Origin of the sequence: Pseudomonas protegens, from assembly GCF_003363755.1 — a bacterium.
Lineage (GTDB): Bacteria > Pseudomonadota > Gammaproteobacteria > Pseudomonadales > Pseudomonadaceae > Aquipseudomonas > Aquipseudomonas danubii.
Map to the genome: position 1 here is coordinate 6,225,935 of NZ_CP031396.1, position 11,537 is coordinate 6,237,471.

Sequence of the window (11,537 nt, forward strand, 5' to 3'; positions counted from 1 at the left end):
GCTGGGATGCTTAAGCAATATGAATGCATGAATGTACCGGACTGCGTTGCTGGCGATGGCGGCTTCGTGTCCGTGGTCTCCGGGCTGCCGCGCAGCGGCACCTCTATGATGATGCGTGCCCTGGCCAGTGCCGGCCTGGCGCCGCTGACTGACAACCTGCGCCAGGGCGATGAACGCAATCCCCATGGCTATTTCGAATGGGAAGCGGTCAAGTCCCGCGACGGCTACCTGGGGTGGATGGACCAGGCCCGCGGCCGTGCGGTCAAGCTGGTGTCGCGCTTTCTCCAGCACCTGCCAGCGACCCACGGGTATCGGGTGTTGTTCATGCACCGTGATATCGATGCGGTGATCCGTTCCCAGCGAGACATGGCCGAGCACCACAGCGGTCAGGTCTGGGGAGGGCAGGAGGTCGAGGAACTGGCGCGGCTGTATCGCGAGCATGTGGCCCAGGTGCTGGCATGGGTCCGTTCGCGGCCGAACATGCAACTGCTGGAACTGGATTATCAACGGGTGCTGCAAGACCCTGACGGCGAATTCACCCGGGTTGCGGCATTCCTCTCACCCTTGCCCCTGGCGGTGCAGTCGATGGCGGCCACCGTGGATCGAGGTCTGAATCATCAAGCGGCGATGGAGGCTGCGAGCCATGTCTGAATTGCCCATCCGTGCAGTCATCTTCGACCTCGACGGAACCTTGATCGACAGCAAGCAAGTGATTCGCGAGGCCTACCACGCGGCCCATGCCCAGGTGGTAGGGGCGGACGTCGAGCCACCACCGTTCAGCGAGTACTGCAAGCACCTGGGACGCAGCTTTGTGCAGATCATGAAGATCATGGGGCTGCCGGCGCAGATGCACCCGGTGTTCATGCGTGAAAGCAACGCGCGAATGCAGCGCATCCGCGTGTTCGAAGGCGTCGGGGGACTCTTGGCGAGCTTGCATGCCAGGGGCATTCCCATGGCGATCGCCACGGGCAAGGACCATGGGCGCACGGTGGCGATTCTCGAGTACCTGGGCCTGCTGAAGTATTTCTCCTGCATCGTCGGCAGCGACGACGTGGCCAATCCCAAGCCGGCGCCGGACATGGCCCGGATGATTGTCGAACAGTTGCATCTGGACCCGGCGAGCTGCCTGTTCGTGGGCGATGCCCTGGCTGACCTGCAGTGCGGCCAGGCGTCGGGCATGCAGACCGCGCTGGCGCTCTGGGATCATCCCGGCGAGGAGATCCGGCGCTATCCCAGCACCTATCAACTGACTGCGCCAGGCCAGATCCTGGCCTTGCTGGAGGTGGCTCGCCATGCCGACATTACTCCTGCTTAACGGCCCCAACCTGGGGCGCCTGGGGCTGCGCGAACCGCAGGTCTATGGCACCAAGACCCTGGACCAGATCACCGCTGAGGTCACCGCGGTCGCCGCCTCCCGTGGCTGGACGGTGCTGGCCCGACAAAGCAACCATGAGGGCGAGTTGATCGACTTCATCGAGAGCCAGCATCAGGCCGAGGCGATGATCATCAATCCGGGGGCGCTGATGATGTCCGGCTGGGCCTTGCGCGATGCCTTGCAGGACTACCCGGGGCGCTGGATGGAGGTGCACATTTCCAACCTGTTTGCCCGCGAGAGCTTCCGTCACAGTTCGTTGCTGGCGCCCCTGTGCCACGGCTTCATTGCCGGTCTGGGCACTGATGGCTATGCCCTGGCCGCCGCGGCACTGGTGGGAGCCCGCCATGTGTAGTGCAACGGCGGTACCGCTGCAGACTCAGGTGATGGACGACGTGCTGGGCCTCTGCGCCCGTTTGCTGAAGGTGGCGCAGGAGCAGTTGCATGCCGGGCAGAACTTCTTCGCCATCGGGGGCAGCTCGTTGCAGGCCCTGCAACTGTGTGCACTGCTCGAACAACTGCATCCGCAACTGTGCGGCGAGGACGGGATTGACCTGACCCTGATCGTCGGCACCGCGACCCTCGGCGAGTTTGTTGCCGCCGTGCTGCAGGGGGCGGCCGGCCGGCGTGCCGGGGCAATCTGCGAGGGCGAACTATGAGCCAGGCGATGGCGACATTGATCGAGCATTGGGAGCAGCGCGGTGTGCACCTCTATGAAGATGGCGGGCGCCTGCGCTACTACTGCGGCGCAGACGGACTGCCTGAAGATATCCGCCATTTAGTGGGTCATGAGAGGAGTCGCTTGCTGGCGTACCTGGCCCCAACGGACCCACTGGCGTCTCACCTTGGCGGGCTGCGCCAGGCCTACTGGCTGGGTGAGCATTCGGCTTTCAGCCAGGGCAGTGCTGCCTATCTGCACCTGGTCTATGCCGGCGCGGTGCCCACGGCCGCGCAATTGCAAGCGGCATTGCCCCGCCTGCTGGCCTTGCACCCGATCCTGGCGTACACCCTGGACGCCCAGGCCCCGCGCTTCAAGCCGCTGGTCGCGCCGCAGCTGATGGTCGAGCAGCAGGTCGCTGCAGAGGGGACGGACCCACGGCGTTGCACGGCCCTGGCGAACAGCGCCATGCCGATTGCGCCGTTGACCGCGGAGCAGCCGCTGTTTCGCCTGGTGCTGGTGGCAGGTCCCCATGAGCGCTGTTTGCATGTGGTCTATCGGCTGGCGCTGTTCGATGCCCCGGCGGTGCAGATTTTTATCGGTGACTTGCTGGCACTGGTCGCCGGAGACAGTCCTCTGCAAGCGCAGGGCTATGCCCCGGCGCAAGTCGCGGCGTGGAGCCGGGCCCAACGCCTGGCGCGTTTCAAGGCCCGGCACTACTGGCTGCAAAAGATTCCCCAACTGGCTGCGGGTCCGGACCTGCCGCTGGCTCGGCGTCGGCAGGCGAGTGCAACACCGGCGCGCTTCATCGAGCATCGGGTGGTCCTGACGCCGGCGCTGCAGCAGGCGCTGAGTGCGGCGGCACGGCATCATCGGGTGTCGCTCAATGCGGTCCTGCTGACGGTGTATCTGCAGACCCTGGCACGCTGGTCGGGCAGGACCACGGTGACCTGCAGCGTCATGTACAGCACTCGGACGCTGCTGGGGCCGGAGTTCGCCCGCACCATCGGCAATTTCGCCGATACCCTGCTGCTCGATCTGCCATCCCAACCCCTGGCCTTTGCCGCCTGCGCCCAGCGAGTCCAGCAGGACCTGTACGGTGCGCTGCAGCATGCCGCCTACGATGGCGTGTCAGTGGTCCGCGAATGGATTCGCGAACACGACCAGCGTCTCGACAGCAGCGAGCCGCCGATGCCTTATGTGTTTTCCTCGTTGCTGGAAATGGACCTGCCGGCGCCACCGCTGCAACAGACCGATCACGCGATGATGACGCCGCAGATCTGGATCGACGCCCAGGCCTTCGCAAGCGAGGCGGGCCTGTGCCTGTCCTGGGACGAGCGCGAGGGCTTGTTCGAGCCCGGGCTTGTCGCCCAGGCCTTCGAGCATTTTCATGGCGCCCTGGAGCGCCTGGCCAACCAGCCGTCGACCTGGGAGCTGACCGAGCTGGCCTTGCCTGAGTCACTGCTGGCCCGGGTCGATGCCTTCAATCACTGCACGCGGCCGCTGCCTCGGCAGGCTCTGCATCAGGGCCTGTCCAGGCAAGCGGCGCTGCGCCCGGATGCGCCGGCGCTGTTGAGCGCTGGCAGCAGTCTGAGTTTTGCCGAGCTGTTGCGCCTGGCCAGTCGTCTGGCCAGCCACCTGAATGAAAACGGCGTGGGGCCCAGTGACCATGTGGTGGTGCGCGGCAGTCGGGACAGCGCCAATGTGGTGGCGATCTACGCGGTACTGATGGCCGGGGCGACCTATGTTCCGGTGAGCAAGAGTTCTCCGGTGCGCCGGGTGCATTCGATCATCACCCAGGCAGCGGCCACCACGGTGCTGGGCGACGATGCTGCGGACATCGCGGCGGTGCTCGCATCGCCGGTGAACTGGTCGCTCGACTACCGGCACTGGCTGGCGTCGCCGGAGGCGCAGGGCGCCGCTATCGCACCGGCTTATCCGGCGGTGGACAGTTCCCTGGCCTACCTGATGTTCACCTCCGGCACCACGGGCATGCCCAAGGGGGTAGCGGTCAGCCATCGCGCCGCGTTCAATACCCTGCTGGACTGTCGCGAGCGCTTTGCCATCGACGCCCAGGACCGGCTGCTGGGGGTCAGTGAGTTCAGCTTCGACCTGTCGGTGTTCGACCTGTTCATGCCGGCATTGTGCGGCTGTGCGCTGATCCTGCCGGCCAATGGCGAGCGGGCCGAGCCCCAGGCCTGGCTCGACGCGGCACGGACCCATGGGGCGACTGTCTGGAACTCGGTCCCGGCGATCATGGAAATGGCCCTGGGCTACGCCAGGGCGGTGGGCCTGCCGACGCCGGCGGCGAGTGTGCGCCTGTGGATGGCCAGCGGCGACTGGATCGCCCTGGGGTTGCCCGAGCGCCTGCGGGAGCTTACACCGGGTTCGCGCTTCGTGGCCTTGGGGGGCGCCACCGAGGCGGCCATCTGGTCCAACTGCTTCGAGGTCCAGCAAGTGCACCCCGAGTGGCCGAGCATTCCCTATGGCCGACCGCTGAGCAACCAGCGGTTCTACATTCTCGACGCGCTGGGCCGGCGTTGCCCGCCTGGGGTCAAGGGCATGCTGTACATCGCCGGCGACGGCCTGGCAGCGGGCTACATCCATGATCGGCAACGGACCGAGCAGGCCTTCTTCATCGAGCCCGGGTTGCAGCAGCGGGTCTACCGCACCGGTGACATGGGACGGCTGCGAATGGACGGGGAGATCGAGTTTCTCGGCCGCGAGGACTTGCAGGTCAAGCTCAATGGCATGCGTGTGGAACTGGCGGAGATCGATGCGGTGCTGGGACGCGCCCCCGGGGTTGAACAGGTGGCGGTGTGTGTAGACGCTGCCGGGGCCTTGTACGGGTTTTTCGTCGCCGGTCAGCCGGCACCCAGTGGCCCGCAGTTGCTGGCCTTCGCGGCGCAGTACCTCAATCCCTACATGCTGCCGGTGCAGTTGTTCGCGCTGGCGCAGATGCCGCTGAGCGCCAACGGCAAGGTGGATCGGGGGGCGCTGGTGGCCTTGCTGCCAGGGCTTTGCGAGCCCGGCGAGCCGGTGCAGGAGGTGGGCTTCTCGGCCCGGCAGGAACTGCTGCTGAGCTGCGTCCAGCGGGTGTTGCCGGCGGTACGTGGCGCGGCTGATTCATGGTTCGACATGGGCGCCTCGTCACTGCACGCGGTGCACATTCTGTTGGGGTTGAACACTGAGCTGGGGCTGGACCTGAGCCTGGCGGACATCTACGCCTATCCCTCGGTCAGTGCCTTGCTCGGGCATGTGCAGGGCACGGGCCGGCGGCACCGCAACCGGGTGGATTTCTGCGCCGGCAGCGGTGAGCCGCAACCCTTGCTGGTGCTGGTGCACCCGGTGGGCGGGGCGTTGTCGTGCTATTGGCCGATGATTCGTGCCACCCGCGAGGACTTCCAGGTGATTGGCCTGTGTGCCGACGCCGGCCAGCGTTTCGATACGCTTGAGGATCAGGCTCTGGAGTACCTGGAGCAATTGCAGGACAGCCTGCAGGCAGCACGTCCGGTGGTGCTGGCCGGTTGGTCGTTCGGTGGCGTGCTGGCGGTGGAAATGGCCCGCTTGCTCAGTGACCGCGGCCGTCAGCAACTGGCGCTGGTGACCCTCGATGCGGGCGCGCCGCTGGACAGCGTGGTGCAATTGCCGCCGAGCCTGTTGCAGCAACTGTTTCAGGACGACCTGGAGCATTGCGCCCAGATCCAGGCCACGGGCCAGGCGGTAGCCGAAGTCTGCGAGAGCGCCACCCAGGAACGCTTTGCCTTGTTCTGTCGGCACTACGCCGCCTTGCTCGATTATCGCTACCGAGCGCCGGCTTGCCCGACCTGGCACCTGCAGGCCAGCGTCGAGCAGCCGTCCAGCGGGCTGCGTCCCTTGGCCGGACAGGACCGGGACGCCCATTGCCTGACCCTGGCTGGTGACCACTACAGCATTCTTTCCGGGGCGGCCCTGGAGCAGATTTTGCTGAGCCTGGCGGCGGCGGTGCGCGAAGTCAGCGCGGCGGATGACCGCCAGGCAGGGACATGAACGCTGGTGAACACAGGCGTGCGCGCCCAGTGGCCACCCCGGCAGGCGGCTCACTAGTGGCTGCGGGCCATGATGTGGAGTGTCTGAAAGTGCTGTTCCAGGCTGATTCTGCACTGGCGGATCGCCCCGCTAACCGGGAAAATTCGCCTCGGCTCCAAGGCTGCCACCCAGGCGCCAGGAGCCTCATAAACAGGGTAATTAAAGGAGTGACACTGTGAAGTTTGGATACACGATTGTTTATGTTCCCGATGTTGAAGCCTCGATCCGTTTCTTCGAGGACGCCTTCGGTTTCTCCCGTCGTTTCCTCGACGAGTCCGGTGATTACGGTGAACTCGACAGTGGCGCCACGACCCTGGCCTTCGCCAGCCGCGGCCTGGCGGACTCCAATTGTGAAGGCGGCTACCAGTTCTGCAGCCCTCAGCACAAACCTCTGGGCATCGAGATCGCCCTGGTCACCGATGATGTGCCCAAGGCCCATGCCAAGGCCCTGGCCGCCGGCGCCACCGAGCACGCGGCTATTCAGCACAAGCCTTGGGGGCAGGTGGTTTCCTATGTGCGTTGCCCGGCCGGAACCCTGGTCGAGTTGTGCACTCCGGTGGGCCAGTGAGCACCGGGCTTGAGGTTGCGGGCTGCCAGGGAGTACGCGGTCATGGTTAAAACCGAGGATGCGGTCCTGGCGTTGCTCGAGGACATCGGCAGCACCCACGGAGCCTTGCTGGACATCGTCCAGCGTGTGCGCCAGGTGGTGGAGGAAACCTGCGGCGGCGTCGAGGAAATGGTCAAGTACGGGGGCGTCATGTTTTCCCGTGCAGCGCCGTTCTGCGGGGTCTATGCCTATACCGACCATGTATCGGTGGAGTTTGGTCAGGGCTATCTGTTCGACGACCCGCACGGGGTGCTCGAAGGCTCTGGAAAGTTTCGCAGGCATATCAAGTTGTTTGCTGTATCGGATGTTCAAAAGAAGCATCTTGCTGATTATGTAAGGCAAGCAATCACTCAATAGTCTTTTGAACTGAACACCTAACTAACGGTTGTTTCCTGCGGGGGATCATATCCCCCGCACGGGACCTTATTGCCCTGAAAAAACCACAGAGTGGAATGAGCACATGAACGATGCCAGCACTTACGGCGAAACCCTGGCCGATATCTATGACGACCTGTACGGCGATGCTCCGGCCAATGCCATCGAGGTCCTGGTGGCAATGGCCGGCACCCGCGAGCCGGTGCTGGAGCTGGGGATCGGCACCGGGCGTTTCGCCTTGCCGATGCGTGCACGCGGTGTGCAGGTGCATGGCGTCGATGCATCACCGTCGATGCTGGAGAAGCTGCGGGCCAAGCCCGGTGCGGCCGGCATTCCCCTGACCGAGGCGGATTTCGCCACCCTGGAAGGGGTCGGGGGCGGTCCGTTCAGCCTGGCCTTCTGCACCTTCAGTTCATTGTTCCTGCTGCTGTCCCAGGCCGCCCAGGTCAGTTGCTTCAAGGCCACCAGCGCCTTGCTCAAGGACCATGGACGCCTGGTGATCGAGACCTTTTATCCGGACCTGTCGCGCTACGGCAAGGACCAGCCGGTCTATGTCGGCGGCCTGGAGCGCAACGAAGTGCTGCTGGAAGCTTCGCGCCTGGATGCCGTCGCGCAGCGGGTCAGCTGCCGCTTTATCCGCATGCAGGAGCAAGGGGTGAAAGTGATTCCGGTGGAGCTGCGCTATGCCTGGCCGGCGGAACTGGACCTGATGGCCGAGCTGGCGGGCATGCGCCTGGTGCAGCGCTGGTCAAGTTGGGACAAGACGCCTTTCGTCGAGGGCTCGTTCAAACATATATCGACCTATGAAAAGTTGCCCCAGGCCTGACTTTCCTGAACTTCGGAGTTGGACATGGACGTTTCTCAATCACCACGCATTGTGATCGACGAAAGTCGTTCGGCCCGCGAGTTGATGCTCGCGGGAGAGTGGTTCTGTACGCCTGATCTGGAACTTGCGCGCATGCGTTTTCGCTCCCAGGCATTGCAACGACGCTTTAACGATTGCTCTGTTCTGGCGTTCAAGGAACAGCAGGCCCTGCTGGCGAAGTTACTCAAGCGAGTGGGCCTGAACAGTTGGATAGAACCCAACTTTTATTGTGATTACGGGGTGCATATCGAGATTGGCGATGAGGTGTTTATCAACATGAACTGCACCTTTCTGGACGCAAACCGGATCCTCATCGGCGATCGCACCTACCTCTCGCCCGGCGTACAGCTGATGACCACCGCCCACCCCCTGGACCCCCGGGCACGTACGGTGCGGATCGACGCTCGCCTCAAGTGCGTGCAGCGGGCAGCACCGATTGTGCTGGGCAACGATGTGTGGATCGGCGCGGGGGCGGTGCTGTTGGGCGGGGTGGAGGTCGGCGATGGCAGCGTCATCGGCGCCGGCAGCGTGGTGACACGCTCGATCCCGGCCGGGGTACTGGCGGCAGGTAATCCCTGCCGAATCATCCGCTCGGTGTACGAGTGAACCTACTGGATCTGTTTATGAGAGACGTGACAGTGAATATCGATGACACAGGCAAGGGCGACACCGGCGCTATCGCCTCCCTCGGCGAGGCGGCCGGCCGGTTCGTCCATGGACCGTTGTGTGTGTGGTTCACCGGCCTTTCGGGGGCCGGCAAGTCGACCCTGGCCAGGGCCCTGGAAGCGCGGCTCGGGCAGTTGGGCGCACGAGTGCGGGTCCTGGATGGCGACGACCTGCGTGGCGGGTTGAACAGCGATCTGAAATTCAGCGCCGCCGACCGCAAGGAGAATATCCGCCGCCTGGGGGAGGTTGCCCGGCTGTTCTACGACAGTGGCTACATCGTCCTGGTCAGTGCGATTTCGCCATTCATTGAAGACCGCGAGCGGGCGCGGGCGTTGTTTGCCGCGCCGTCGTTCATCGAGGTGCACGTCGCCACTGCTCTGGCCTTGTGCGAAGCGCGCGACCCCAAGGGCCTGTATGCCAGGGCCCGCAGTGGCCTGCTGCCGGAGTTCACCGGGATTGACAGTGCCTACCAGCCGCCGACGGCCTGCGAGTGCCTGATCGAGACGGCAGGGCGCAGTGTCGACGACGGCGTCGGGCAGTTGCTGGAAGTCATTGGGCGCATCGGTGGAGGACATCATTGATGGCCACTTCGACCTTCGAGCGCGTGCTCAAGCGTTACCGTTTCTGGCTGTTTGCCCTGGTGCTGGTGCTGGTCGCGGGGTTGTCCTGGGGGATGACCTCGATCCGCTTCGCCGCCGACTACCGGGCGTTTTTTCCCGAGGGCGAAAAAACCGTCGAGCAACTGGACGCCTTGCACCGGCAGTTTGGCAAGTCCGACACCCTGCTGTTCGTGATCAAGAACCCCAAGGGCACGGTGTTTACCCGGGAGTACCTGGAGCAGTTGCATGAGCTGACGCAACAGGCCTGGCACATTCCCCACGCTTATCGGGTGGACTCGGTAACCAACTTCCAGCATGTGTTCGCCGAAGGCGACACGGTGCATGTCGAGGCCCTGGTACGCGAGCCCACGGACCTGACGCCGTCCCACATCGAGTTGATGGAGCGCCTGGGACGCAATGACATCGAACTGGTCAAGCGCCTGGTGTCCAGCGATGGCCAGACGCTGGGGGTGCTGGTCACCCTGCAGTTTCCGCCACAGACCCTGGATGCGGCGCTGGCCGCCACCGCCGAAGGCCAGCGCCTGCTGGATGACTTTGCCCGCAAGAACCCGCAACTGCAGGTGCACCTGACCGGGCTGGCGGCCGTGGAGGCGGCCTATCCGGCAGCGGCGCAGCAAGACATGGCGGTGCTCACGCCGTTGATGTACCTGATCATTCTGCTGGTGAGCGTGCTGATGCTGCGCAGTCTTGGCGCCCTGCTGGTGGTGCTGATCGCCATCAGCATGGCCACCGCCGCGACCCTGGGCGCCAGCGGCTGGCTGGGCTTTGAGGCGACGGCCTTGACCGGCCTGCTACCGACCATTGTTCTGGCGACCTCGGTGGCGGAGATCATGCACGTGCTGTCCGCCGCGCGGCAGATGAGCGCTGAGTATGGCCAGCGCCGGGTGGACCTGGCCTGCGCGGCGATCAAGGACACCATCAAGCCGATTGCCATTGGCACGGCGACCAATGCCGTGGGTTTCTATAGCCTGGTGTTCGCCGCGTCGCCGCCCTACAAGGAGTTCGGGGTGCTGGCGGCCATCGGTGCGGTCATGGCGTTGCTGGTGACCATTTCGGTGGCCGCGGTGCTGATCCCGCTGCTGCGGCTCAAGCCGCTTGAGGGGGCCGCCAGCCGGCGCTATTCGCTGTACATGGAGCCGTTGTTGCGCTACCCGAAGCTTTGGCTGCTGGGGTTTGTGGTGCTGTTCGTGCTGGCGATCGAGCCGGCGCGCAACAACCTGATCAATGACCGGATCGTGGAGAACTTCGACACCAGCATCCCGGTGCGCAACGCCACCGAGTTCGCCATGGACAACCTGTCCGGGATCTATCGCCTGGAATATGTCGCCACCTCGGCCAGGGGCGATATTTCCGATCCGGGCTTTCTCGTCGAACTGGACCGTTTCGCCCAGTGGCTCAGGACTCAGCCGGAAGTCGATTCGGTCACCACCCTCGGTGATGCCCTGAAGAAGCTCAACCAGACCATGAACGGCGGGCAGTCCGGGGAATATCGCTTGCCCAGCGACCCGGCGTTGGCCGCACAGATGCTGCTGGTGTACGAAATGTCACTGCCGTTCGGCCTCGACCTGGGCAGCCAGATCAACATCGACAAGTCGGCCACGCGCCTGGTGGTGACCCTGAGCCGGCTCGACACCCAGCAGATCCGCGACATCAAGCAGCGGGCCGATGACTGGTGGCAGACCCATGCCGATCGTGCGGCGCTGGTGCCGAGCCTGGGCACCGGCGAGGCGGTGGTGTTTGCCAACCTCACGCACATCAGCATCGAGTACATGGTCAATGGCCTGCTGTTCGAACTGGTGACCATCACCCTGATGGTCGCGCTGTTCCTGCGCAACGCCGGCCTGGGGTTGATCAGCATCCTGCCCAACGTCTTTCCGTTCTTCATCATGTTCGGCCTCTGGGGCCTGTGGCGCGGTGAGATCAATACCGCGGCGATCAATGTCTGCGTGGTGGTCTACGGCCTGATCGTCGAGGCCACGATCCACATCATGAGCCACTACAAGGAACTGCGCCTGGTGCAGGGCCACCCGCCACGAGAGGCACTGCGCCTGACCTACCAGCATGTGCTGCCGTCGGTGTTCGCCAATGCGGTGATTCTCGCCTCGGGCTTCATGGTGATGACCTTGTCGCCGTTTTCGATGAACGCCGATTTCGGCCTGCTGGCAGTCATCGCGATTTTCCTCGGACTGATCTTCGACGCTCTGTGCCTGCCCCTGGTGCTGCTGACCTTTGACCGCTTCCTGTGGGGCCGCGCCGCCACGCGACTGGCCACGCGCGAAGCCTGAACCCGACCCGTATTCAGAGAA

At 64.4% G+C, this 11,537-nt stretch carries 11 protein-coding genes; all 11 read left to right on the top strand.

Annotated elements, in window-relative coordinates; translation table 11 throughout:
- Window positions 1–6 precede the first annotated feature (6 nt).
- The 11 genes from DWF74_RS28330 to DWF74_RS28380 all read left to right on the top strand — a co-directional run bounded on the left by DWF74_RS28330 (window position 7) and on the right by DWF74_RS28380 (window position 11,516).
- Window positions 7–651 (top strand): sulfotransferase family protein, encoded by a 645-nt coding sequence (locus DWF74_RS28330; protein WP_102864334.1) that lies wholly within the window; start codon window positions 7–9, stop codon window positions 649–651.
- On the top strand, window positions 644–1,315 hold the full coding sequence (locus DWF74_RS28335; protein ID WP_102879858.1) for an HAD-IA family hydrolase: 672 nt from the start codon (window positions 644–646) through the stop codon (window positions 1,313–1,315). Before DWF74_RS28330 ends, DWF74_RS28335 begins: the two co-directional genes overlap by 8 nt.
- A complete protein-coding gene (locus DWF74_RS28340; RefSeq protein WP_102864336.1) occupies window positions 1,293–1,727 on the top strand; it encodes a type II 3-dehydroquinate dehydratase in 435 nt (144 codons plus the stop codon). The genes DWF74_RS28335 and DWF74_RS28340 overlap by 23 nt, the downstream gene beginning before the upstream one ends.
- Window positions 1,720–2,031: a phosphopantetheine-binding protein gene (locus tag DWF74_RS28345; protein WP_162884136.1), complete on the top strand. Its 312-nt coding sequence runs from the start codon at window positions 1,720–1,722 to the stop codon at window positions 2,029–2,031. Before DWF74_RS28340 ends, DWF74_RS28345 begins: the two co-directional genes overlap by 8 nt.
- A gap of 8 nt (window positions 2,032–2,039) precedes the next feature.
- Window positions 2,040–6,059, top strand: a complete 4,020-nt coding sequence (locus tag DWF74_RS28350) for a non-ribosomal peptide synthetase (RefSeq protein WP_162884137.1) — start codon at window positions 2,040–2,042, stop codon at window positions 6,057–6,059.
- 214 nt (window positions 6,060–6,273) lie between these two features.
- Entirely contained in the window at window positions 6,274–6,666 is a 393-nt protein-coding gene (locus DWF74_RS28355; RefSeq protein ID WP_102864339.1) for a VOC family protein, read from the top strand.
- Window positions 6,667–6,708: 42 nt separating this feature from the next.
- On the top strand, window positions 6,709–7,062 hold the full coding sequence (locus DWF74_RS28360) for a DUF1801 domain-containing protein (protein WP_115582500.1): 354 nt from the start codon (window positions 6,709–6,711) through the stop codon (window positions 7,060–7,062).
- 103 nt (window positions 7,063–7,165) lie between these two features.
- Window positions 7,166–7,906 (top strand): class I SAM-dependent DNA methyltransferase, encoded by a 741-nt coding sequence (locus tag DWF74_RS28365; protein ID WP_115582208.1) that lies wholly within the window; start codon window positions 7,166–7,168, stop codon window positions 7,904–7,906.
- A gap of 24 nt (window positions 7,907–7,930) precedes the next feature.
- Window positions 7,931–8,551: a sugar O-acetyltransferase gene (locus DWF74_RS28370; protein ID WP_102864341.1), complete on the top strand. Its 621-nt coding sequence runs from the start codon at window positions 7,931–7,933 to the stop codon at window positions 8,549–8,551.
- A gap of 17 nt (window positions 8,552–8,568) precedes the next feature.
- Entirely contained in the window at window positions 8,569–9,192 is a 624-nt protein-coding gene (gene cysC, locus DWF74_RS28375; protein ID WP_115582209.1) for an adenylyl-sulfate kinase, read from the top strand.
- Window positions 9,192–11,516 (top strand): efflux RND transporter permease subunit, encoded by a 2,325-nt coding sequence (locus tag DWF74_RS28380; protein ID WP_115582210.1) that lies wholly within the window; start codon window positions 9,192–9,194, stop codon window positions 11,514–11,516. The genes cysC and DWF74_RS28380 overlap by 1 nt, the downstream gene beginning before the upstream one ends.
- Window positions 11,517–11,537: the final 21 nt, after the last annotated feature.

Excerpts from the sequence above, each read along its gene's own strand:
- DWF74_RS28330 (WP_102864334.1), top strand. The coding sequence starts at position 7 with ATGCTTAAGCAATATGAATGCATGAATGTACCGGACTGCGTTGCTGGC.
- DWF74_RS28335 (WP_102879858.1), top strand. The coding sequence starts at position 644 with ATGTCTGAATTGCCCATCCGTGCAGTCATCTTCGACCTCGACGGAACC.
- DWF74_RS28340 (WP_102864336.1), top strand. The coding sequence starts at position 1,293 with ATGCCGACATTACTCCTGCTTAACGGCCCCAACCTGGGGCGCCTGGGG.
- DWF74_RS28345 (WP_162884136.1), top strand. The coding sequence starts at position 1,720 with ATGTGTAGTGCAACGGCGGTACCGCTGCAGACTCAGGTGATGGACGAC.
- DWF74_RS28350 (WP_162884137.1), top strand. The coding sequence starts at position 2,040 with ATGGCGACATTGATCGAGCATTGGGAGCAGCGCGGTGTGCACCTCTAT.
- DWF74_RS28360 (WP_115582500.1), top strand. The coding sequence starts at position 6,709 with ATGGTTAAAACCGAGGATGCGGTCCTGGCGTTGCTCGAGGACATCGGC.
- DWF74_RS28365 (WP_115582208.1), top strand. The coding sequence starts at position 7,166 with ATGAACGATGCCAGCACTTACGGCGAAACCCTGGCCGATATCTATGAC.
- DWF74_RS28370 (WP_102864341.1), top strand. The coding sequence starts at position 7,931 with ATGGACGTTTCTCAATCACCACGCATTGTGATCGACGAAAGTCGTTCG.
- cysC (WP_115582209.1), top strand. The coding sequence starts at position 8,569 with ATGAGAGACGTGACAGTGAATATCGATGACACAGGCAAGGGCGACACC.
- DWF74_RS28380 (WP_115582210.1), top strand. The coding sequence starts at position 9,192 with ATGGCCACTTCGACCTTCGAGCGCGTGCTCAAGCGTTACCGTTTCTGG.